Genomic DNA, 21,863 nt, shown 5'->3' on the forward strand with positions numbered 1-21,863 from the left:
TCGATCGTCGGCGAGCAGAGTATGCACGAGGTCCCACAACATGTGGTAGATGAGGACGTGGCACTCTTGGACGCGGTGGATGCTGCTGGTGCGCACGACGAGGCAGTGATCGAGGCCCATCCTCGCCATCTCTCCTCCGCTCATGCCCGACATGCCGATGGTGACGAGCCCCATCTCTTTGGCCTTGTGAAAGGCCTTGACGAGGTTCATCGAGCCGCCGCTGGTGGACAGGCCGATGAGCGCGTCGCCGGCGCGCCCCTGGGCGATGACCTGGCGTACGAACACATTCTCGTAGCCGATATCGTTGGCCACGGCGGTGAGCATGGTTCGATCGGCGCTCAGGTCGACCGCGGTGAGGGCCGGGCGGCCCGCCGTGACCGGGTGGAGGAACTCCACCGCCACATGGGCCGCGTCGCAGCTCGACCCGCCGTTGCCCATCGTGTAGAGTCGTCCGCCGTTCTTGTACACACGCGCCAGCGCTCCGGCAGCGTCCACGATGGCCTGACCGTTCTCGGCGAAGAAGGCGTCGATCACCTCATGGTGATTGGCGGCCTTCTGGCGGACGGACTCCAGCAACGCCCCGTTCATCGCCTGGGGATCCTGCTTCTTCCCGTGGAGGAAGGGGTACAGCTTCTGCAGGACGCGTTCGTCAGGCATTGCCCTCGTCTCCCCGTTTGCCCGAATTGGCCATGGCGGTGAGCTCCTCCTTGACCTCGCCGAGTTCGGTGAGCGTTCGCAGGGTGGCGGCGGCCTCGGCCTCGTCGATGCGGCTCATCGCAAAGCCGACGTGGACCAACACCCAATCCCCGACGCAGGCGGAGAGCGAGTGAGTGTCGCTCACGATGCACGCCAGACTGACCTCACGGAGCACACCTCCTACGCTGATATTGGCCAATTGACGCTCATCGTCGGTGATCTCGACGACCTGACCTGGAATTCCCAAACACATGTCGCTTCTCCTTAGATCCGGATGGACGCCGGTGCGCGGGGCGGCGGTGAAGACTCAAGATGACGGGCCGCGGCGATTGCGACCTGGCCGAGGGCCAGCCCCCCGTCATTGGTAGGGACCTTCTCATGGGCAAGACACGTGAATCCCTCCCGCTCCAGGCGGGGCACGACTTGCTCGAGGAGCAGGGCGTTCTGGAAGCAGCCGCCCGAGAGCACCACTGTGTCGAAGCGCTCGCCCGCGGCGCGCAGCGTCCTTGCCAGCTCGGCGATGCCTGCCGCGACGCCAGTGTGAAAGCGTGCGGCGACCACGTACGGGGCCGTACCCCCAGGAGATCGCGGAAGAGGGCCCGCCAGACCGGGGCAGGGTCGAGCTGGTGGAGCCCATCCCGCTCGACCACCCGAAGCAGTATCCTCCCCGCGCTCGGCGGCGTCGCAACGCGCGGCCACTGCCTCGAGCTCCATCGCGCCCTGCGCCTCATACTCGGCGCGATTGGCGGTAAACCCGAGGGCCGCAGCGACGGCATCGAAGAGCCGCCCGCAAGACGACGCGAGCGGGGCGTTGATGCCGTGGGCGATCATTTGCTCGAGCACAGCCACCGGGCGGGCCGCCAACGAACGCGCCGGGGCAGACTCCCCGAACTCCGCGAGGAAGCCCGTCCACCCGAACGCAGCGACGACGTGGGCGTAAAGGCTGCGCCACGGCTCATGAATCGCCATGGCACCACCGGGCATCGCCACCGGGGCCAGCCGCCCCACGCGTCGAGACCTACGATAATCGGCGAGGAGGAACTCCCCGCCCCAGATCCCCCCGTCGTCACCAAATCCGAGCCCGTCCATCACCACCCCGAGCACCGCCGGGGCGTCGATCGGAACGAGCTTCTCGGCGAGGCACGCGGCGACGTGAGCGTGATGGTGCTGGACGAGCATCAGCTCGATGCCGGTATCCGCGGCGCGCTCGTGGGCGAGCTTGGTCGACAGGTACTCGGGGTGGAGATCGGCCACGAGCAGGGTCGGCGTATGGTCGTACATCGCCGCGTAGAGACCCAGGTTCTTCTGATAGTCGTCGTATGTGGCGAGGTCTTCGAGGTCACCCTGGTGCTGAGAGAGGACCGCGGCCCCATCCTTCACGAGGCAGAAGGTCGACTTCAGCTCACCACCGAAGGCGAGCAGGTCGGGCGCGCCTTCGAAGCCCGGCGGCAGGCGCATCGCGCTGGGTGCGTAGCCCCGCGCGCGTCGCAGCAGGCGCGGACGACCGCTCACCACCCGCACCACGGAATCGTCGATACGGTTGGCGATCTCCCGGTCGTGGAGGAGAAAGAGATCGGCGATGACATCAAGCTTGCCCAGGGCGTCGGCGTTCTCGATGATCTGGGGCTCGTGCGACACGTTGCCGCTGGTGACCACGGCGGGATGGTCGAGCCGGGCCACGAGGAGCAGGTGCAGCGGAGTGTAGGGCAGCAGAAAACCGAGGACCCCGAGACCCGGGGCGACGTCGTCAGGGAGCCGCTCCGGCCCGTCGGCGGGCAGGAGCACGATCGGCGCCTCGGGGCTCGTGGAGAGCGCGGCCGAGACCGCGTCGACGGTGCAATACCGGGCGATCATATCGAGGTCTCGCGCCATCAACGCGAACGGCTTCCCATAGCGGTGCTTGCGACGCCGGAGCTCGCCCACCGCCGCGGCGCTGGTGGCATCACACACGAGATGGAAGCCCCGAGGCCGCGCAGGGCCACGATGCGGCCGGCACGCAGGCTGGCGAGCGCCGCGTCGATCGCCTCGGGGCCCTCGACGCGGTCGTGCTCATCTGCGGCCCCCGGGCGCTCGATCCACACCTGCGGCCCGCAGGCGGCGCAGGCAGTGGGCTGAGCATGAAAGCGGCGATCGGGCGGGTGGTGGTACTCGTGGGCGCACGCCTCGCAGAGGGCGAACACCGACATCGTCGTGCGCGACCGATCGTAGGGGACACCCCGGACGATGGAGAAGCGCGGCCCACAATGTGTACAGTTTGCGAAGGGGTAGCCGAAGCGACGGTCTCCTCGGGTCAGGATCTCGTGGCGGCACTGCCCGCACATCGCGGCGTCGGGCGTCACGCGCGTGCGGTTCTCCCCGCCCACGCTCTCCCGAATACGGAAGCCCTGGAACACGGGCACATCCGGGAGCGGAGTACTGTGAATGGACTCGATACGAGAGAGCGGCGGCGCCTCGGCGCGCAGCCGGTACAAGAGCCGGTCGAGGGCGCCGGGCTCACCGGCGGCGCGGATGAGCACGCCGGCGCTGTCGTTGAGCACCTCGCCTGCGAGCCCCTCCTCATTGGCCAGGCGCCACACCGTGGGCCGGAAACCCACGCCCTGCACCGTCCCGGTGACGCGGATCTCCATGGCCGCCACGCCGCTGGCCGTTGAAACGTCCGCGGTCGCTCCTGGATGTCCGTGCCCCGCCCGCATCACGGCCCCGTGGTGGTGACGATCCGCTCGAGCACCTGTCCGCTGCGGTCCACGACCATCCGGGCCGTGCAGGGCATGCAAGGGTCGAAGCTCTGGATCGCGCGCAGGATGTCGATGCCGGCGAAATCGTCGGGTCCGGTAAACGCGGACTCGAGGATGGGAGTGTTGGCCAGAGCCCGCTCGCAGGCGCCGAGCTCACCCGATGGGGCGCGCGGGCCGGCGTTGATACGGGAGGGTACGGCGATCTGGTAGTTGGCCAGGACACCGTTGCGCACGACGGCCCAATGCGCGAGAAACCCCCTTCCTGCCCCGCAGAAGCCGGCGCCGAAGCGTTCACCGTCCTCGGGGATGTCGAACGGCGCGCTCAGAGCGGTCTCCCCGCGGCCAACAATCGGCGAGCCCGTTCGTAGTTCTCCGTCATCACCAGGTAGTTGAAGGCCACGGCGTATGCACGAGCGCGATTGCGTTCGAACGCATTCCAGATCGGCGGGGGGCGCCACTCCAGGGAGCACGCGGGGAGCACGTCGGCGGGCAGGTGGAACACCAGCGACTGCCCAGTCGAGGACAGGTGCCGGCTCGGCGGGAGCTTCTTGCCGAGCGCGGACAGATAGATGCGGGCATATGCACCTACTTCAAAGGTGCGGCCCCGCCAGGTCATCGTCGTGGCCCAGCTGTAGGGCGTCGGCGCGCCGCTCTTGGCCGGGTTGGCCGCGAACCTCCGGTTCCAGGGGTGGTTGGGGGAGATGGGATTTCCCAGCGGGTCGGTCCGATAGGCCACCCCACCCTCGGTCCGATCGTAGAAAGAGCGATCGACCTGCTCTTCGAGCCCGGCGTTCAGCTCGGTCAACCGCGTGGTGACCAGATTGCCGTCGACGATCGCGCCAGGGGTCGACCAGCGGCTCTCTCCCCAGGTGTCACAATTTGCGTAGCTCGCGTCGTAGACGTCTTCGTTGTCCCACTGACCGAAGTCGATCATCGTGGCCGGGCCCTCGCCGAGGTGCCGATACGCCGGGTTCGCGACGGCCAGGAAGTCGAAGATCTCGTTCCAGATCGCAATACAACGCTTGGAGTAGTCGACGAACGGTCGCAGCTTGTGGAAGAAGTCGTCGAGCTTCTGCTCGCTCAGGGCGAGCGCCACCCCACCTGGGACGATCGACTCCGAGTGGGGGTACTTCCCGCCGATCACCGCGTAGGCCTCGCGCGCTACACGGACCATCGTCAAGGCCTCGCGAAACAGGCTGCCCGTGTGGCGATCAAGGGCAGCAAGGAGCGCGGCGACGGTGACGAACCCGTGGATGGCAGCGTGCGCGGCAGGGGTGACCTCGGCGAGGGCCCAGATCTCGGGGTTGGTGCGCCGGATGGTCTCCCGCGAGTAGTCCGGCCCCGAAAAAACGAACAGCTGCAGCGGGTTCTCATCGAGGTACTGGCAGCTCAGCAGCAATACGCGCCACGACGCCGAGCGGCGGCGGGCGGATGTCCAGCGCCATCTCGAGGCATTGGCTCGACGCGGTGGCATGCACTCCGCCGCAGATCCCGGAGGCGGTCGAGCTGACGAGCCCCGCTTCCCGCAGCCCCCGCTTGACGAGCAGCGCCTCGTAACCGCGGAAAAACGTGGCCCTCGCCGCTGCGCCGGTGACACGACGACCGTCGAGATCGATCGAGCAATGCATCTCCAGGCGACCGCCGACGCGGGCGAAGGGCGCGGCGCCCTCCATGCCCTCGTCCTGGCGCCCCGCGAGCTCATTCAGCAGCACCTGGCTCACGTCATCGCGCGTCATCACCATGGACATTGGCCTTGCTCGAAGACGGAGAAGAGATGCGTGGACCGTGGGCGAGGCGCATCGAGCTCACTTCGGGGGATCGAAGATCTCGATGACCTCCATCATGCCCTGATCTTCATGCGTGAGGATGTGGCAGTGTTGAACAAATTTGCCGGCGAAGTTCTCATAGCGCGTGAATACTTCGTAGGTGCAGCCCTTCTGCACGAGCAATGTGTCGCGCCAGATATTTTTTTCGATATCCAGATTGACGAGCGGATCAATGGGCTTGTCGCCCGGTTTGACCGCATCGCAGCTTACGCTGGCCAGCTGGAAGGGATTGACGTGAATGTGGAAGGGGTGGGGCCCCCAGGCCCCCGACCTCAGGGCCCACTTCGATGTCGCGCCGAGTGGTAACCGGCGGACATGACTGGCGGCGAAGGGCCGCGCATCGACGTTGAACGAGCTGCGCCGGCAGGCGTCAGCGTCGGCTTGATTTGCCTTGCAATCGTTGCTCGCCTTCAAAGTGAGGCACGCCGCCTCATCCTTCGCCGCGCACATCGTGGTTAGATCCGCGATTGTCGGCGCGTAGGTCATCTTCTGGGTGTCGGTGACCAAGTTCGGGTCGACGTTGCGATAGGGCGCGTAACGGCCGAGATCCTTGTCGGTGGGGAGTTTTTGTGCGCCCCTGGCGGTCGTCGTCATGACCTCGACGACCGCGAGGATCTGGCCTTGCTCGGTGATTCCCTGCAAAGATCCGGCGTCCGGCGTGGTCACGCTGTCGATGAGGTGATAGACGCACTTCTTGTCGGGATTGGTGGGATCCTTGGCGCACACCGGTGCCTGGACCAGCACGTCGCTGCGATAGCCGGGGCCCATCAGCAGCTCGCTCAGGGCCTGTATCTTTCCGGTAGCGATCCCATCGACGGCGATCCGGTTCAGCGGAATGCGTCGGGGCCCCTCCCCTTCGCGACATTCCTTGTCACCCTCCGGACACAGCACCATATTCAGGTTCTGTCGGACGCCGCCGTGGATCAAGCGCCAGCGCTCGACCTCGCCCGAATTCATGCTGAAGACCGGCTTGATCTGGCCGTTGACCAGGGTAGGACGCGAGAAGGGCAGCCCCGAGGCTTGCAGCCAGTCGACGGCGCCGAACGCGGCGAGTGTGCCGTTGCACGTCCACACCTTGTCTTTCATCTCGTAACGAGGCTTGCTGGGATCCTTCGGCTGGCATCTGTCCCACTGGACCTGCTGGAACACAAACAGCCGATCTTTTCGGCCCTTGATGCCGGGAGCGTCATCGAGGCCACCAGCGACGATCAGCGCACCGGCCATGCCGTTGCTGAGCTGTGTGGCCGTCGAGCCATGGTTGTGGGCGTGGTACCAGTGCGTGCCTGGTGGATGGTCCTTGGGGACCTGGATCTCGTAGTCGAAGAACTGACCCGGCTTGACCAGGATGAATACATTGTCGCTCTTGCCCGAGGGCGAGACATGCAAACCGTGCGTGTGCAGGTTGGTGTCGTTGCTCTGGTAGTGAGCCGGGTTGTTGGGATCCCCCCCATGCGAGGAGTGATCGCCCTCCTCGGCCGGATCTTTGCAACTCGTCGCGCCCAGCTTGTTGCACAGGTGCACCGCCAGCGTGACGTGCTTCTGCGTCTTGCTGAGCTGGCGAGGATCGATGATCAGCGTCGGACCCGGGATCCCCGCGCCGTTGACCTCGTCCCCGTAGGTCCGCAGACGGACCTTGTGCTTTTCTTGGGTGACGCCATCGACGAGTTCGAGATCGGCGAAACCAATATTGAGGTCCAGCGCCAAGCGATCGCCCTTGCTGATCCGCGTCGGCGGCTGCTTGAAGTCGCTCGTCGGCGCGTCGCTCAGTGCGAGCACTTCGGGGTCGAAGCCAAGGTTGGCGTTGAGCAAGGCACGCTGCTTGAGCGGGTCGGCGAGCGACAGCTCGAGCCCGATCTCCGGTGCCCGAGCCGGGATTACCCCCGGGGAGTCAGGCTGCTTGTCGCTGCCCGCAGGCTCCGCGGTGGTCGCTGGCGCCTGAACGCGACAGGCGGCCAGACCGAGGGCCCCGAAGGCAAGCGCCCAAAGCACCAGATCTCGCGCCCCTCGTCGACGCTCAAACATTCGCTCGGAGGGCAAGAAAACAATAGACATATCAACCCCTTTTTCGGAGTACGATATCAGCCGCTAACCGCCTTCAGGGACCATGCTTGCTTCACCCGTTCGCGCGGGATTCCAGGACAATACGCCCCATTCCCGGGTTGACCGGGTCCACGAGCGAGACAGATATCACTGTCACCGACGTGAGTGTCACGGCTAGTGCAGATCCGTCAAGCACAATCTTCACGGCCAACCTATTTTCCGTCGTCGAACGTCGAAGGCGGCCCCAGGTCTGCTTGCCGACGTCGCGCGAGCCCGGGCCCTGCGGGCTCACGCGGCGGTCCAGCGGAAGGCGCGGCGCAGCTCCTGCTCGCCGTCCTGCGGGTACCAGCGGCCGTGCGCCATGATGATGCGCTCGGGGGCCCAGGCGAGCATGTGCTCGTAGCAGCGGCGGGCGACGTCGCGGTGCTTGCGGAAGGTCCAGCGCAGATCGCCGGGGGTCTTGCCGTCGGGGTCGAGCACGCCGCCCATGGCGACGAGCCAGCGCCACGGGCCGCGGACCTTGTCGCGCTCGAAATTCTCGATCAGGTCCGCGAGGATCAGGGTGCGGCTGGTGCGGTGGAAGAAGACGACCTCCTCGAGCATGGCGCTGCCGCGGAACACAAGCTGGTCGAGCTCGTCGCGCCAGGCGGCGGGGGCGTCGTCACCGAGGTCATGGTCGAAGGCGACGGTGATGCGCTGGGAGGCGGCACGCTCACGCACGCCGGGCGAGGCCCAGGCGATGGCGTCGGGGTACGCGGCCTGCCAGGCGGGGATGTGCTCGTAGTGGATCCGGTTGGGCGAGACGAGGTGGCGGACGGGGCCGAGGCGGTCGAGCTCGGCGCGCAGGCGCGGCACGAGGGCGACGGGCGACCAGACCCAGAGCGCGCCTTCGCGGAGGCGGACGACGACCATGCGGGTGGGGAACGGGAACTTGAGCCAGCCAAAGGCCATGCGGACGATCGGCCCGTCGACGATCCACAGATCGTCGGCGACGGGCTTGAGCGTCGAGATCGGTTCGTAGAGCTGCATCGTCCTTCTGCGCAGGCAGCATCGGCGCCAGCGCGCGCAGCTGTCAACCTGGCGAGCCCGGCTCCAGGCTGCGGGGCTTCCCGGCCTCGAGGTCCACCGACTCGCGCGAACGCTCGCGCAGCTCGGTCGCGTCGTGTAGCGCGTACTTACGCGCCCATGACCCTCCACGCCGCAGCAGCCGGGCCAGCGGCCGCCTGAGATATCATCGGCCGTTGCCGGCCCGCGACACCAACGCGTTTCGCCGATCGCTCTTGATCACGATCAAGCCGCGGGTCGACGACGCCTACCCGGTCGAGGCGGTGCTCCAGGATCGGCCGCGCACCATCCCCGCCGTGATCGCCGGCAGCATGCGCATCGACGAGGCCGAGCTGCGCTCGCTGGTCGACCCGCTGGCTTACGGCGCCTACCTCGGCGACGCCCTGCTGCGCGGGGCGATCCGCGACGCCTTCGTCCGCGCCGTCGCCGGCGCCACGCCGCTCCACCTGCTGCTCTCGATCGACGCCCGCGAGCTGCGACCACTGCTGTGGGAGCGCCTGTGCGGCCCGCCCGGCGCGGGCTTCGGCTTCCTCGCCCTCGACCAGCGCCTCGGCTACGCCCGCTACATCCCCAGCCCCGTCGATCGCGAGTACCGCGAGCTGCGACGCCGCGACCTGCGAGCCCTCGTGCTCGTCGCCTGCCCCGAGGGCCTCGCGGCCTACGGCCTCGCCCCCTTCGCCGCCGACGCAGCCGCGGCCGCAGCCCGCGACGGCCTGGCCGGCGTCCCCTGCGACGTGCTCGGCCCGGTCCCGGGCGCGATCGGCCCGGCCACCCTCGACGGCCTGTGCGAAGCGCTGACCCGCAACAGCTACGCGATCCTCCACGTCGTCGCCCACGGCCGCGCCCGCGCCGAGCCGCGTGAGACCCTGCTCTTCCTCGAGAAGCCCGACCGCAGCGTCGACGTGGTCGAGAAGCACGAGCTCGTCAGTCGCCTCGGCCTGCTCGCCCGCGGCCTGCCCCACTTCATCTTCTTCGCCGCCTGCGAGAGCGGCGTCGAGTCCGGCGAGGACAGCCTCGGCGGCCTCGGTCGATCGATCGTCGGCGAGCTCGGCGTCCCCGCGGTCCTGGCGATGAGCAGCCTCGTCGCCGTCGACCACGCCGCCGCCCTCACCCGCGGCTTCTACACCCGCCTGCAGATCCACGGCCACGTCGACCAGGCCCTCGTCGAGGCCAGCGCCGGCCTGGCCGGTGCCAGCGACGCGCTCGTCCCCTCGCTCTACACCCGCCTCGGCAACCTCCCGCTGTTCGCGGTCGACGACGACGAAGCCACCCGCCCCGGCGCGCCCGAACCCGAGTGGAGCGACGTGGGCCTGCGCGACTACAGCGAGGCGCTGCAGCGGGCCTACGCGCGCCGCGAACGCCTGCTCGCCGCGCACCAACCGACCGAGCTCGTCGACGGCGAGATCTCTGGCCTGCGCTTGCGCCTCCGCGGCGACGGCCAGCTCCACGCCGGCGACCTGCTCGCCGAGGGCCGCTACCTCCTGCTCGCGCTGGCCGGTGAGGGCCTCTCGTCGACCGTGTGGCGAACCCACGACCACAAGCTCGGCCGCGAGGTCGCGCTCAAGGTCCTGCACCCGCAGCTTTGTCGCCGCGCCGACGTGGTCAAGAAGTTTCGCCGCGCCGCCGAGCGCATGCGGACCCTCGAGCACCCGCACATCGTCCCCGTGCTCGGCCCGCCCGAGGAGGACCACGGCCGCCACTTCTTCGCCATGGCGCTGATGCCCGGCGGCACCCTCGAGGAGGCGCTGCGCCGCCGCAAGCTCGCGGTCGACAACATCCTCCCGATCGTCCGCGCCCTCGGCTCGGCCCTCGCCCACGCGCACGAGCACAAGCTCCTGCACCGCGACGTCGAGCCGAGCAACGTCCTGTTCGACGACGTCGGTCAGCCGCGCCTCGCCGACTTCGACATGGCCCTCGAGCTCGGCAAGATCCTCGACACCGGCATGTCGCACCTCGGCCCCGCGATCTACGTCGCCCCGAGTGCGTCGCGGCCCACCCCGAGGCGAGACCCGAGACCGACGTCTACGGCCTCGCGATGACCGCCCTGTTCATGTACAACGGCGCCGCACCGATCGAGGCCCTGCGCGCCCCCAAGCGCTTCGTCGGCCGCCTGCCCTGCCCGCCCGCCGTCCGCCGCGCCCTGCTCCGCGCCGGCGCCTTCGAACCCCGCGACCGCTTCCCCTCGATCGCCGCCTTCCTCGCCGCCCTCGACGAACCCGAGACCCGGTGGTCGCGCACCCGCCTCTTCGTGCTCATCGCGATCGGCGCCTGCCTCGGCGTCGGCCTCACGACCTGCGCGCTGCTGCGAGCCTGAGGCTCACGGCACGACCTTCTCGATGCAGTAGAAGCGCTGCGTCTCGCTCCCGCATTTCCCGCAGGTGCCCTCATTGGTCCACCCCCCGTCCGTCGCGGTGAAGTTGCCAACGGTGCCCATCACCCGTTGCTCGGCCCAGCCCCCGCAGGTCGCCCCCGCAGTGCTCGTGCCGTCCGACTTGGTGCCAGTCCACACCCCCGCCATGCTGCAGTTGGAGGTGTCCGGCTTCGCCTGCGTGCCCTGCTCGGTCTCGTCGATCGGCTTCAGCAAGCTGCCGTCGAGCAGATCCGCCGTGTTCAGCGCCACGACGTTCTCCGAGGGCAGGAGGTACGCGTTCTCGGTGCTGCCGATGCGCATCGCCGCGGTCTCCAACGGCGCGTCCCCGCTGAGCCAGGCGACGAACTCCCGCTTGCGCGTGTACTTCGTGCGCCCGAGCGTGCGACACAGCAGGTCAGCACCCGCGAGCCCGCCTTGCACCCCCGCGTACTTGTCGAAGGTCACGAACAGACGCTGCAGCGCAAACGTGCAGCGCGAGCTGCAGACTCCCAGGGCCGGCGGCTCGCACTCCTCGTTGGTCCCTATTTTCCCGTCGCCACACTTCGCCAGCGTGCACTCGTTCTCACAGCCGTCGCCCCCCATGTCGTTCTTGTCGTCGCACTCCTCCACCGGCGAGCACGCGTCGCACACGTAGCCGTCGCCGCACTTCGCACGCTGGCACTCCGGAGTGCACTGCGCGGCCGGCCCGTTGCCCTCGCCGTCGTCGCACTCCTCGCCGGGGTCCACCATCCCGTTGCCGCAATCGCCGGCGCCAGTGTCCGTCGAGCTCGTGGCCGACACGCCCGTCGTCGTCGACACACCCGTCGTCGTCGCCTCGCCCGTCGTCCCCGGCGCCTCGGTCGTGGTCAGCCCGCTCGCGGTGGTCGGCGCGTCCGTCCCGCCGGCCGTGTCGCCGCTGCTGCCCGGGCCGGTGCTGGCGTCGCTGGCGTTGTTGCCCACCGGCTTGAAACAGCCGACCAGCACGAGACTCAAGGCCGCGACGAGGCCGTGCACGCAACCGGGACGCTCGAACATCTCCACCTCGGGGACGCCGATTGTACCGGACATACCACCCGCACGATCGCCCCCTCCCTGAAACGCGCACTCGCGAGCCCACGCGCGTGAGTCGTCCACGCGTCCCCGCGTTGACAGCCCGCGGGCCCTCGCCGATGCTGCCGCGTCCGGAGGGTGGTGGATATGCGGCGGATCTCGGCGGCGGCGATGAGCCTGTGGATCGTGACAGCGTGCGGCGACAGCGGGGTCAGCTCCGCCAGCGAGGCGGCCAGCTCATCGAGCGCCAGCTCGTCCGGCGACCCCAGCACCAGCGGCACCCCGCCGACGAGCAGCAGCGGCGACCTGCCCACCAGCACCGGCAGCGACAGCGCCACCAGCAGCACCAGCGGCGACAGCAGCACCGGGGCCGTCAGCATCACCACTGGCGAACCCGCCACCGACGCGAGCACCAGCCTGGACCCCTCGACCTCCACCTCCGGCGACACGACGACCAACGACACCACGACCAGCGACACCACCAGCGACGCCTCGAGCAGCTCGACCGGCGAGCCCCCGCCGGAGCTCGGCCCCTTCGACGTCGACGACCTCGAGGCCGGCCACGGCCACGCCTGCGCCCTGCTGCACAGCGGCCGCGTCAAGTGCTGGGGCGGCTACACCGACTCGGGCGACCTCGGCGTCGGCGACACCAAGCCCTACGGGACCATGCCGGGCACCATGGGTAACAACCTGCCCTTCGTCGACCTCGGCAAGGACCTGCTCGCCACCGCGGTGAGCTCCTACTACCACGGCTGCGCCATCATCACGGACGGCCGGCTCAAGTGCTGGGGTCAGGGCACCTTCGGCGCGCTCGGCACGGGCGCCAGCGACAGCCTCGGCGACGGGCCCGGCGAGATGGGCGACCTGCTCAAGGCGATCGACCTCGGCAAACTCCACACCGTCAAGCAGGTCGCGACCGCGGTGTGGACCACCTGCGCCATCCTCGACGACGACAGCGCCAAGTGCTGGGGCTGGAACAGCAACGGCTGGCTCGGCCAGGGCGACAAGAACGACCGCGGCGACGGCCCGGGCGAGATGGGCGACACCCTCAAGCCGATCGACCTCGGCAAGGACCGCAAGGTCCAGAGCATCGGCATCGACAACAGCCACGCCTGCGCCCTGCTCGACGACGCCACCGTCAAGTGCTGGGGTCAGCAGGCCGAGGGCAACCTCGGCAACGGCCTCGCGGGCTTCGGCGCCGTCGGCGACGGCCCCGGCGAGATGGGCGACGTCCTGAAGCCGCTCGACTTCGGCAAGGGTCGCACCGTCAAGCAGCTCGGCGTCGGCGCCCGCCACGGCTGCGTCCTCCTCGACAACGACAAGGTCAAGTGCTGGGGCTCCAACAACTACGGCCAGCTCGGCCTCGGCGACATGAACAACCGCGGCGACGACCCCGGCGAGATGGGCGACGCCCTGCCCTACGTCGACCTCGGCAAGGACCGCACCGCGATCAGCCTGCGCGCCTCCTACTTCCACTCCTGCGCGATCCTCGACGACCTCTCGCTCAAGTGCTGGGGCTCAGGCAGCGGCGGCGCCAACGGCCAGGGCGAGGCCCAGAACCGCGGCGACGGCCCCGGCGAGATGGGCGACATGCTCCCGCCGATCGACCTCGGCATGGGTCGCCACGCGATCAAGGTCGCCCCCGGCGCCAGCTACAACTGCGCCATCCTCGACAACCACCGGGTCAAGTGCTGGGGCATCGGCGGCACCCAGAGCGCCCTCGGCTACGAGGACATGAACGCCCGCGGCGACGGCCCCGGCGAGATGGGCGACGCCCTCCCCTTCGTCGACCTCGGCAGCCCGTAGTCACAGCGCTCAGGCCCGCCGGCCGCGCCCTTGACCCGCACGCACGCCTCCACCGATCATCACGCCGATGACAACGCGACGGTGGGGATGGGTGTGTGGTTGGCTCGCGTGCACGAGCGCGTGCGGCGACAGCGGGAGCAGCAGCGCCGAGGCCGGCATGGAGGCCAGCGCTGGCAGCACCAGCGCCAGCACCGGCGCGGTCACCCCGACGACCAGCACCAGCGGCGCCTCCGACAGCGAGGCGACACCGACCACCGGCGGCTCCCAGAGCGCCACCGCCAGCGACGACACCGGCGCCCCGGTCACCAGCTCCACCGACGCCAGCAGCAGCACCGGCGCCGACATGGCCTGCCTCGATATGCCCCCGCCCGGCTTCGACGGGGCCCAGAACCCGGACTGCGCCGCCGAGCCGCAGATCGGCGTGTTCAAGCCCGTCGTCGAGTGGAGCCGCGACGCCTGGGCCGTCGAGCCGACCTCGAACCAGGTGCTCATGACCCCCGTCGTCGCCTCCCTCGACGACGACAACAACGACGGCAAGGCCGACGAGAACGACCTCCCCGACGTCATCTTCGTCACCTACAACCCCGGCAACCACTACGGCCCCGGCGTGCTGCGGGCCATGTCCGGCGACGGCGCCAAGGAGGTGCTCAACGTCGCCGGCAAGGAGGTCTGCGGCCACTCCGGCCTCGCCGTCGGCGACATCGACAACGACGGCCGCCTCGAGATCATCAGCGTCAGCGTCAAGAACGAGCTCAAGCGCTTCGAGCACGACGGCACCCTCACCTGGACCAGCAAGATCTACGGCCCCCAGGCCCTGCACTGCGGCAGCTACCCGTCGATCGCCGACCTCGACGGCGACGGCACGCCGGAGATCGTCGCTGGCGCGATCATCCTCAACGCCGACGGCAGCAGGCGTGGCGTCGGCCAGCACGGCAACGCCTTCTTCATCTCCACCGTCGCCGACCTCGACCAGGACGGCAAGCAGGAGGTCATCGTCGGCAACGCCGTCTACGACGACAAGGGCGCGACCTGTGGTTCAACGGCAAGGGCGACGGCTACCCCGGCGTCGCCGACTTCGACGCCGACGGCAAGCCCGAGATCGTCGTCAGCTCGAGCGGCACCGTGCGCCTGCAAGACGCCCTCGGCGCGGTGATCTGGTCGACCCCCGTCCCCGGCGGCGCCGGCGGTGCGCCGACGATCGCCGACTACGACGGCGACGGCGAGCCCGAGGTCGGCGTCGCCGGCAGCGAGTTCTACGTCGTCTTCGACACCGACGGCGCCGTCATGTGGCAGATGCCGATCGACGAGACCGACTCTGCCACCGGCTCGGTCGTCTACGACTTCGAGGGCGACGGCGTCGCCGACGTCATCCACGCCGACGAGCAGCGCCTGTGGGTCTTCGACGGCACAAACGGCGCCGTCAAGCTCTCCCTCGCCGCCCACGGCAGCGCCACCCAGTACGAGTCCCCGTCGGTCGCCGACCTCGACGCCGACGGCCAGGTCGAGATCGTCTTCGGCAACAACCAGTTCTACGGCCCGCAATTCCCCAAGGGCATCACCGTCGTCGGCGACATGGACAAGTCCTGGCGCCCCGGCCGCGAGATCTGGAACCAGTATTCGTACAGCATCACAAACGTTGCCGACAATGGCAGCATCCCGAAGGTCCCGGAGCCGAATTGGCAGCAACATAACAACTTCCGCAGCGGCGACCTCTCCCCCGCCGATGGCGCCGCGGCGCCCGATCTCAAGCTCAAGGCCAGCGTTTGCCAGTTCCAGTGCATCGAGCAGAGCCTGCAGCTGTGGGTCAACCTCGGCAACGAGGGCGCCTCGCCGCTGACCGCAGGCGCGACCATCAGCGTGTTCGGCGTCAAGAACGACGTCGAGACCCTGATCACCGAGCTCCCCTTCGTCGATATCCTCGAGGCCGGAAAGTACGCCGAGGCGATCGGCTTCCAGATCGACGGCAGCGACTACGAGCTCCTCCGCGTCCGCGCCACCGCCAACGAGGAGGAGTGCATGATTGACAACAACCAGCTCGAGCTGGTCGCCCCCTTCTGCGCCCCACCCGGGTGAAATTCGCCGACGCCCGACGGGTCCCCAGAGCGCTGGTCTCTTTCCCCGATCCGGACGCCCCGGCGGTTCAGCTTGGGCCAGGCGAGTTCCCCCGCGAGCGCCGGCACAGGTCTCCACCGTGCGGTCGCCGCCCGAATTCACCTCCGACCCTCCATCTGTATCGTCGGCGCATGGCAGGCCTCTGGCGTGACAGTCGGGCATGCAGACCTACGCCCTCGGGCTCGGGTGCGTGCCGACGTGCGTCCGCCCCATGATGACTCGCGTCGAGTCGGGACGCGCCGACGCGGCGGCGAGGTCCGCCTCCCGGCCATGGCATTCGTGCCTCCCGGGCCTGCGCCAAAGGGGTTATCTGCATGCAATCCGGCGCGGGCCCGCCTTCCCCTCGGCAGGTGCACAACGACCACCCTCGACCGCGGCGCCCCCGGCACGAACGTTGGCCTCGTGCCGGCCCGGCGCCTTCTCGCAACGCCCGCTCGGAGCGCGTCGGCTTGGCCTCCGCGGGGGCGCGCGCCGCGGCTACGGCGTCACCCACGTCACGCGCTTCAGACGCAGCGCCTCGGGTACCTCGGGCAACCTGGATCAAGTTCATCTGCAACATCGCGGGCCCCGGAGCTGCGACTCGGCGGTGCAGGCCGCCGCTTCTTCCACTCCGCGCTGATCCGGGGCGGATATTCGCAGCGGTCCCGGCTTGTCCTGGCGCACCCCGGACGACCAAGTCGAGCCGGACCCTGCGGCGGCCATGTGGACCGTGGCGTCGCCGAGCCGGCGCCATCTTGGGGCCATCCTCTTGATGGCCCCGCTGTTGATCGGTCGGCCGGCGGAGGACCTCGTCGGCGAGCCGCGGACGTTGCTGATGGCCGGGGAGAGCTCGCCGGCGCCTAGGTACCCATGGCTGACGAACCTCGCCGAGTGCTCATCGCTGGCTGTGGCTGTGACGATCCGGTGGACGGTGCGGCTGGCGGGCGAGGTTCCGAGGTACCCCCTCGGCACGGGGCGGCCATGACACGCGGGCCGGGATGCCACCGGAGCGCCACGCGACGGTCCGCCAGGGCGAGGTTCGGCTCTGGGGTGCGGGGCGGGCACGGGCGCCGCCTGTCTTCGGGGCTGAGGCGCGGGTGGGCGACCTGTGTCCGCTGGTCGGGACCGGCGACCTGGGCTTCAACCGCGACGGGCTGGCGCCGGAGGACACCGACCTGTTCCTGGTGTCGGCGGCGCGGCGCGGGCCCGACGGGCGGCTCTACGTGATGGACTTCAACAATCAGCGGCTGCGACGGATCGGCGACGCGGGGACGATGGAGACGGTGATCGGCAACGGCTTCCACGCGATCGCCGACGTCGACGCGCCGCTGCTGGCCACGCCGCTGGAGAACCCGTTCGACTTCGGCTTCCTCGCCGACGGCCGCGTCATCTTCGTCTCGTATCACGATCCGAGGGTGTTGGTGGTCGCGGCCGACGGGACCCTGGAGGCGATCGCGGGCGCGGGCGACGGGGTCGTCGGGGTGCGCGGCGACGAGGGCGACGGAGGTCCGGCGACCGCGGCGCTGTTCATGCAACTGGACGGGATCGCGGTCGCGCCGGACGATACCGTGTACATCTCGGACAGCCTGGCCAACCGGGTGCGGAGGATCGCGGGGGGGATCATCACGACGGTCGCCGGGACCGGGGAGACCGGCCTGCACGGCGACGGCGGGCCCGCGACGGCGGCGACGCTGCACTGGCCCGGGGCGCTCGAGCTCGACGCCGACGGGAATCTGTTCATCGTCGACACCTTCAACCACGCGGTCCGCCGCCTCGCGGTCGACGGCACGATCAGCACGGTGGCGGGGACCGGGACCGAAGGCGGGGGCGGCGACGGCGGGCCGGCGACGGCGGCCCAGCTGAGCCAGCCCTTCGGGCTCGCGCGTGCGGCCGACGGGACGCTGTACATCGGCGATCGCGGTAACTTCAAGATCCGTCGGGTGGGGCCCGACGGGGTGATCGACACGATCGTCGGCACGGGGATCGAGGGCGCGACGGGTGACGACGGGCCGGCGCTGGCGGCCACGCTCGGCTACACGGCCCGGCTCGCGCTGGACAACGATGGCGACAGCGAGGGCCTGCTGATCGTCGACCAGTCGAACTCTCGCGTGCGCCGCCTGACCCTGCGCTAGCGGCTTCGACACACGGGACCGGCCCGTGCGACGTCCTCCGCGCCGCCGAGCGTTCAGACGCTCAGGGGACCGCGCAGGTGCCCTCGTAGCCGTCGGGGGCGACGCCGCAGCCGGTGTGGCAGCCGATGCAGCGCGGGGGGTCGCGCTCGAGGACCTCGCGCTGATCGTCGACCCGCTGCCACGACCAGTCGAGCATGGTCGGGGCGCTGCCGGTGGGCAGGCGCTGCATCACCGTCCACTGCTTGATCGGCCCGCTGCAGCTCATGTCGCCGAAGTCGTACTCCTCCTTGATCACCACGGCGCCGACAGGGAACGGCGCGCTGCGGTCCTGGTAGGGCGCGAGCGCGGCCTTGTCGGCGAGGATGCGGATGTTGTTGAGGTCGTGATCGCCGCTGCCGCGGCAGTCGCGGACCTCGACGTAGCTGGCCGCGTAGTCCGCCGGGAACACGGGCTCCTCGCCGGGGTCGTCGTGACACGCGGCGAGGAGCAGCGAGGCCGCGGCCAACATGCGAGCGGCCTTGGCCAGACGCGGGGTCATCGCAGCTTGACCCTGCGGATCACGCTATTGCCGGTATCCGCGATCAGCAGCACGCCGTCATTCCACTCGACGCCGAAGGGCAGGCTCAGGCGCGCGGCCTCGGGGGGCCCGAAGTCGCCCGCGTAGCCCTTCTCACCGCACTTGCCGACCGCGGTGTGGATGTTGCCCTTGGGGTCGATCGAGCGCACGCAGTGGTTCTGGATGTCGGTGAAGAACAGGGTGCCGTCGTCGGCGAGCGCGAGGTCGACGGGGAAGTCGAGCTTGGCCGCGAGCGCGGGCCCGCCGTCGCCAGCGTAGCCGTTCTGCGGCACGCCGCCCTCGGGCGGGGTGCCGGCGACGCGGCGGACCATGCCGTCGCGGTCGATCTTGCGGATCAGGTGGTTCGAGGTGTCGGCGAACAGCAGCTCGCCGGCCTTGTTGAACAGGATGCGTCCGGCCGGGGCCGCCGACTGCCCGAAGGGCTGGGCCATGCGCATCTCGCTGGCCGGGATGTCGTCGCCGGAGTAGCCGGGCGTGCACGGCTTCGAGCAGAACATCATCGGGTCGCCGCAGGTGAACTTGCCCGACGGGCCATTCTCACCGTCGGGGCACTGCGTGGGCTCGACACCCTCGGGGCACTTGCCGGGGCCGGCCGGGGCCGGAGCGTCGATGATGCAGCGGCCGGCGTGGAGGTGAATGTCGCCGGCCTTGTCGACCGAGCGCAGCACCTGATTGGCCTGGTCCATGATGATGAGCGTGCCGCTCGGGTCGAGCGCGAGGCTGGCCGGGAGGTCGAGCGACGCGGCCATGGCCGGGCCGTCGTCGCCGAAGTAGGCCCGCTTGCCGTCGCCGCAGGTGTCGACGATGAGGCCGCTGCTCGGCGAGACCCGCCGGACCTTGCTGTTGTGCCAGGCGGCCATCAGGATGTTGTCGCCCGAGGCGTCGAAGATGATGCTGGTCGGGTGGTTGAAGTCGCCGTTGCCCGGGTCGTCGAGGCTGCCGCCGAGCTCGCCGCGGCCGGCCACCCAGTGCAGCATGCCCTCGGCGTCGAGCCTGCGCAGACGGTGGTTGTTCCAGTCGAGGATGTAGATCGAGCCGTCGGGCGCGGTCAGGGTGTCCTGCGGGAGTGACATCTTGGCCTTGAGCGCCGGCAGGGCGGTGGTGTCAGCGTCGCGGTCGTAGCCGTTCTCGCTGTTGCCGGCGATCGTGCACACGGTGCCGACGGCGTCGAGATCGCAGGTGGGCTCGTCGTCGTCGCAGGCGCCCAGGGCGAGGGCGGCGAGGGCGGCGAGGAGGGCGGCGGGGAGCAGCAGGTTGGAGGCGTTCATTGGGCCACCTTCACGATCCGCGAGTTGAGGGTGTCCATGACGTAGAGATTGCCGTCGGGGTCGAAGGCGATGCCGAAGGGGCGACGCAGGCGGGTCTCGGTGGCCAGCTTGCCCTCCTCCGCGTCGACGCCGAGCTCGCCGGTGCCGACGACGGTGCGGATGATGCCGGCCTCGAGGTCGATCGCGCGGACCTTGCCGTTGTCGGTGTCGGCGAAGTAGAGGTCGCCGTCGGGGCCGATCTCGAGGTCTCGCGGGCCGTTGAGCTGGGCCTTGAGCGCGGGGCCGTCGTCGCCGCTGTCGCCGCCCTTGCCGGTGCCGGCGAAGGCCGCGATGCTGCCGTCGGCGAGGGTCATCGCGCGGATCACGTCCGCTTCGGTGTCGGAGATGTAGAGCACGCCCTTGTGGTGGACGATGCCGCCGCTCGGGTTGGGGTTCGAGCCGCGGGCCCATGAGAACTGGGCCTTGATGGCCGGGCCGCCGTCGCCGCTGTAGCCGGCCATGCCGTCGCCGGCGATGGTGGTGATGATGCCGTCGGCGTCGATCTTGCGGATGCGCTCGTTCTGCTGGTCGACGACGTAGATGTTGCCGGCCTCGTCCATGGTCGCGTCGTTGACCTGCTTGAACAGGGTCGCGGCGGACACGGGCTTGCCGTCGCCCGCGAAGCCGGCGCCGCCGCCACAGACGACGGTGACGTAGCCGGTCTTGGGATCGACCGTGAGCAGCTTGTGGTTGTGCCAGGCGACCACGAGGACCTTGCCATCGGGCAGGAGCACGAGGTTGGTCGGGTGGTTGAGCAACCATTCGGAGCCCTCGGCGCCGCCCGGGGCGATGCCACCAAAAGGCCCGTCGCCGGGGAACACCGGGTCGGTCGAGCCGACCATGGTCTCGACAGTGCCGTCCGCGAGGATCCGGCGGATGAGGAAGTTGTTGAAGTCGGTGAACCAGGCCGTGCCGTCCGGCATGAACAGGAGGTCCTGCGGCTGGTTGATCAGGGTCTGCTGGCGGTGCTGACCGTCGCCGTTGAAGCCCTGCTCGTCCTTCAAGCCGACCCAGGTGCAGGCGTGGCCGGGCCTCAGCTCGCGGCAGGCGCGATCGAGGTCGGCGTTCTCATCACACCCCGTCGCCAGCGCGAACGCAGCGACGAGCCCCCAGAGTCCGAGTATTTGTCTGTTCATAGTCCATTCCCCGAGATCATCGCGCCGCGATGGATCAATGTGCCATCCGTGAAAGGCGGGCTGAAGGTCTGGCCGCCGACGGCCCACACGCCGCCGTCCTCGTCGATCCAGCTGCCGTGGAGATTGCCCGCGAGGGTGAAGCCGAGCTCGGCCGCGGCCCAGCCGGCGTCCGAGCGGGTGTAGACGCCGCCGTAGCTGCCGACCGCGACGCCGAAGCCGTCGGCCCCGAGGGTGACGCCGGACAGGCCCATCGGCGGCGGGTCGGGCGTGACGGTCTGCCAGCTGGCGCCGTCGTATTCGACGATGATGCCGGTGGCGAGGCCGCCGACGGCCGCGTACTTGCCGTCGCGCTCGTGCACGGTGAACAGCGATGAGCCGACGCCGGTGTCGCCGGGCCCCAGGCGCTTGCCATCCCAGTGGAGGGCGACGCCGTTGCTGCCGACCAGCCAGGCGTCGTCGCGGGCGCTGCCGAACAGCTTCCAGATCGCGGCGCTGCCGGCGATGTCCGCCGGGAGCGTGGGCTCTGGGGTCCAGGTGTCGCCGGTGAGCCGCCAGGCGAAGCCGCCGTTCGAGTCCGAGGCACCACCGACGGCCCACAGGTCATCCGGGGTGGCGCCCCAGATGCCGTACACGGTGTCGAGGCTCGGGGTGGCCATGCGGGTGAAAGCGCCGTCTTGCTGGCGCAGGATGACACCGCCCTCGCCGCCCATGTAGATCGGGCCGTCGGCGAAGCCGAACACCCACCACAGGTTGCCCTGGGTCTCGCCGGTGGCCACGCGGGTCCAGGCGTCGCCGTCGAAGTGGATGACGAGCGGGCCGGTGCCGTCGCGGGCGTCGCCGCCGACCGCCCAGACGTCGCTGACGCTGGTGCCCCACACCGAGAGCAGCGCGCCGGGGAGGTCGCGGTGGACGAGCTGCCAGCTGACCTCGGGCTCCTCGTGCGGGCACGCCAGAAAGGCGAGCGAGCTCGAGAGGATGAGGGCGAATCGCTGGGCTGAACGTCGCACGTCCGGCGGAGCTTACCAGGTGCGCGGGCCAAAGCGGCATGTCGA

The 21,863-nt window shown here is 69.6% G+C and carries 20 protein-coding genes; 6 read left to right on the forward strand and 14 right to left on the reverse strand.

Annotated elements, in window-relative coordinates; translation table 11 throughout:
• From IPJ59_RS24110 to IPJ59_RS24150, 9 genes are all read right to left on the reverse strand, one after another.
• Positions 1-657, reverse strand: a 657-nt coding sequence (locus tag IPJ59_RS24110) for a D-sedoheptulose-7-phosphate isomerase (protein WP_293273464.1), incomplete at its 3' end; no start/stop codon positions are given.
• A complete protein-coding gene (locus IPJ59_RS24115; RefSeq protein WP_293273465.1) occupies positions 650-949 on the reverse strand; it encodes a HypC/HybG/HupF family hydrogenase formation chaperone in 300 nt (99 codons plus the stop codon). The genes IPJ59_RS24110 and IPJ59_RS24115, both read right to left, overlap by 8 nt.
• 11 nt (positions 950-960) lie before the next feature.
• Positions 961-2,646 carry a carbamoyltransferase HypF gene (gene hypF, locus IPJ59_RS24120; protein ID WP_293273466.1) on the reverse strand — a complete coding sequence of 562 codons (1,686 nt, stop codon included), beginning with the start codon at positions 2,644-2,646 and terminating at the stop codon, positions 961-963.
• Complete coding sequence (locus tag IPJ59_RS24125; protein WP_293273467.1) at positions 2,568-3,323, reverse strand: acylphosphatase; 756 nt, start codon at positions 3,321-3,323, stop codon at positions 2,568-2,570. The genes hypF and IPJ59_RS24125 overlap by 79 nt, the downstream gene beginning before the upstream one ends.
• Before the next feature lie 65 nt (positions 3,324-3,388).
• Positions 3,389-3,871 carry a nickel-dependent hydrogenase large subunit gene (locus IPJ59_RS24130; RefSeq protein WP_293273573.1) on the reverse strand — a complete coding sequence of 161 codons (483 nt, stop codon included), beginning with the start codon at positions 3,869-3,871 and terminating at the stop codon, positions 3,389-3,391.
• Positions 3,754-4,830: a nickel-dependent hydrogenase large subunit gene (locus IPJ59_RS24135; RefSeq protein WP_293273468.1), complete on the reverse strand. Its 1,077-nt coding sequence runs from the start codon at positions 4,828-4,830 to the stop codon at positions 3,754-3,756. The genes IPJ59_RS24130 and IPJ59_RS24135 overlap by 118 nt, the downstream gene beginning before the upstream one ends.
• Positions 4,802-5,173 carry a nickel-dependent hydrogenase large subunit gene (locus IPJ59_RS24140; protein ID WP_293273469.1) on the reverse strand — a complete coding sequence of 124 codons (372 nt, stop codon included), beginning with the start codon at positions 5,171-5,173 and terminating at the stop codon, positions 4,802-4,804. The genes IPJ59_RS24135 and IPJ59_RS24140 overlap by 29 nt, the downstream gene beginning before the upstream one ends.
• Before the next feature lie 63 nt (positions 5,174-5,236).
• Complete coding sequence (locus IPJ59_RS24145; protein WP_293273470.1) at positions 5,237-7,279, reverse strand: multicopper oxidase family protein; 2,043 nt, start codon at positions 7,277-7,279, stop codon at positions 5,237-5,239.
• Between the two features lie 306 nt (positions 7,280-7,585).
• Positions 7,586-8,326 (reverse strand): DUF4336 domain-containing protein, encoded by a 741-nt coding sequence (locus IPJ59_RS24150; protein ID WP_293273471.1) that lies wholly within the window; start codon positions 8,324-8,326, stop codon positions 7,586-7,588.
• A 212-nt stretch (positions 8,327-8,538) separates the two neighbouring features.
• Between IPJ59_RS24150 and IPJ59_RS24155 the strand changes: the two genes are divergently transcribed.
• Both IPJ59_RS24155 and IPJ59_RS24160 read left to right on the forward strand, forming a co-directional pair.
• The gene (locus IPJ59_RS24155; RefSeq protein WP_293273472.1) at positions 8,539-10,401 is read left to right on the forward strand and encodes a protein kinase domain-containing protein; all 1,863 of its coding nucleotides are present in this window, start codon (positions 8,539-8,541) and stop codon (positions 10,399-10,401) included.
• Complete coding sequence (locus tag IPJ59_RS24160) at positions 10,398-10,676, forward strand: hypothetical protein (RefSeq protein ID WP_293273473.1); 279 nt, start codon at positions 10,398-10,400, stop codon at positions 10,674-10,676. The genes IPJ59_RS24155 and IPJ59_RS24160 overlap by 4 nt, the downstream gene beginning before the upstream one ends.
• 3 nt (positions 10,677-10,679) lie before the next feature.
• Here IPJ59_RS24160 and IPJ59_RS24165 read toward each other — a convergent pair whose 3' ends face one another.
• Complete coding sequence (locus tag IPJ59_RS24165) at positions 10,680-11,780, reverse strand: hypothetical protein (RefSeq protein ID WP_293273474.1); 1,101 nt, start codon at positions 11,778-11,780, stop codon at positions 10,680-10,682.
• A gap of 129 nt (positions 11,781-11,909) precedes the next feature.
• Between IPJ59_RS24165 and IPJ59_RS24170 the strand changes: the two genes are divergently transcribed.
• The 4 genes from IPJ59_RS24170 (at position 11,910) to IPJ59_RS24185 (ending at position 17,791) form a co-directional block, all read left to right on the forward strand.
• Positions 11,910-13,568: an RCC1 domain-containing protein gene (locus tag IPJ59_RS24170; protein WP_293273475.1), complete on the forward strand. Its 1,659-nt coding sequence runs from the start codon at positions 11,910-11,912 to the stop codon at positions 13,566-13,568.
• Positions 13,569-13,635: 67 nt separating this feature from the next.
• Entirely contained in the window at positions 13,636-14,721 is a 1,086-nt protein-coding gene (locus IPJ59_RS24175; protein WP_293273476.1) for an FG-GAP repeat domain-containing protein, read from the forward strand.
• Positions 14,691-15,641, forward strand: a complete 951-nt coding sequence (locus IPJ59_RS24180) for an FG-GAP repeat domain-containing protein (RefSeq protein ID WP_293273477.1) — start codon at positions 14,691-14,693, stop codon at positions 15,639-15,641. The genes IPJ59_RS24175 and IPJ59_RS24180 overlap by 31 nt, the downstream gene beginning before the upstream one ends.
• Positions 15,642-16,756: 1,115 nt before the next feature.
• Entirely contained in the window at positions 16,757-17,791 is a 1,035-nt protein-coding gene (locus IPJ59_RS24185) for an NHL domain-containing protein (RefSeq protein WP_293273478.1), read from the forward strand.
• A gap of 61 nt (positions 17,792-17,852) precedes the next feature.
• On the opposite strand, the gene IPJ59_RS24190 is transcribed toward IPJ59_RS24185, so the two are convergent.
• The 4 genes from IPJ59_RS24190 to IPJ59_RS24205 are packed head-to-tail and all read right to left on the reverse strand — an operon-like array spanning position 17,853 to position 21,818.
• Positions 17,853-18,329, reverse strand: coding sequence for a cytochrome P460 family protein (locus tag IPJ59_RS24190; protein ID WP_293273479.1), 477 nt, complete (start codon positions 18,327-18,329; stop codon positions 17,853-17,855).
• Positions 18,326-19,636, reverse strand: a complete 1,311-nt coding sequence (locus IPJ59_RS24195) for an NHL repeat-containing protein (RefSeq protein WP_293273480.1) — start codon at positions 19,634-19,636, stop codon at positions 18,326-18,328. Before IPJ59_RS24195 ends, IPJ59_RS24190 begins: the two co-directional genes overlap by 4 nt.
• Positions 19,633-20,811, reverse strand: a complete 1,179-nt coding sequence (locus IPJ59_RS24200) for an NHL domain-containing protein (RefSeq protein ID WP_293273481.1) — start codon at positions 20,809-20,811, stop codon at positions 19,633-19,635. The genes IPJ59_RS24195 and IPJ59_RS24200 overlap by 4 nt, the downstream gene beginning before the upstream one ends.
• Positions 20,808-21,818 (reverse strand): beta propeller repeat protein, encoded by a 1,011-nt coding sequence (locus IPJ59_RS24205; protein ID WP_293273482.1) that lies wholly within the window; start codon positions 21,816-21,818, stop codon positions 20,808-20,810. Before IPJ59_RS24205 ends, IPJ59_RS24200 begins: the two co-directional genes overlap by 4 nt.
• Positions 21,819-21,863: the final 45 nt, after the last annotated feature.

This window comes from Nannocystis sp. (assembly GCF_016714285.1).
Lineage (GTDB): Bacteria > Myxococcota_A > Polyangia > Nannocystales > Nannocystaceae > Nannocystis.

What these genes read in the sequence shown, in the direction of transcription:
- IPJ59_RS24115 (WP_293273465.1), bottom strand. Translation starts at nt 949, where the DNA reads ATGTGTTTGGGAATTCCAGGTCAGGTCGTCGAGATCACCGACGATGAG.
- IPJ59_RS24125 (WP_293273467.1), bottom strand. Translation starts at nt 3,323, where the DNA reads ATGGAGATCCGCGTCACCGGGACGGTGCAGGGCGTGGGTTTCCGGCCC.
- IPJ59_RS24140 (WP_293273469.1), bottom strand. Translation starts at nt 5,173, where the DNA reads ATGGTGATGACGCGCGATGACGTGAGCCAGGTGCTGCTGAATGAGCTC.
- IPJ59_RS24145 (WP_293273470.1), bottom strand. Translation starts at nt 7,279, where the DNA reads ATGTTTGAGCGTCGACGAGGGGCGCGAGATCTGGTGCTTTGGGCGCTT.
- IPJ59_RS24150 (WP_293273471.1), bottom strand. Translation starts at nt 8,326, where the DNA reads ATGCAGCTCTACGAACCGATCTCGACGCTCAAGCCCGTCGCCGACGAT.
- IPJ59_RS24160 (WP_293273473.1), top strand. Translation starts at nt 10,398, where the DNA reads ATGACCGCCCTGTTCATGTACAACGGCGCCGCACCGATCGAGGCCCTG.
- IPJ59_RS24165 (WP_293273474.1), bottom strand. Translation starts at nt 11,780, where the DNA reads ATGTCCGGTACAATCGGCGTCCCCGAGGTGGAGATGTTCGAGCGTCCC.
- IPJ59_RS24170 (WP_293273475.1), top strand. Translation starts at nt 11,910, where the DNA reads ATGCGGCGGATCTCGGCGGCGGCGATGAGCCTGTGGATCGTGACAGCG.
- IPJ59_RS24175 (WP_293273476.1), top strand. Translation starts at nt 13,636, where the DNA reads ATGACAACGCGACGGTGGGGATGGGTGTGTGGTTGGCTCGCGTGCACG.
- IPJ59_RS24190 (WP_293273479.1), bottom strand. Translation starts at nt 18,329, where the DNA reads ATGACCCCGCGTCTGGCCAAGGCCGCTCGCATGTTGGCCGCGGCCTCG.
- IPJ59_RS24195 (WP_293273480.1), bottom strand. Translation starts at nt 19,636, where the DNA reads ATGAACGCCTCCAACCTGCTGCTCCCCGCCGCCCTCCTCGCCGCCCTC.
- IPJ59_RS24200 (WP_293273481.1), bottom strand. Translation starts at nt 20,811, where the DNA reads ATGAACAGACAAATACTCGGACTCTGGGGGCTCGTCGCTGCGTTCGCG.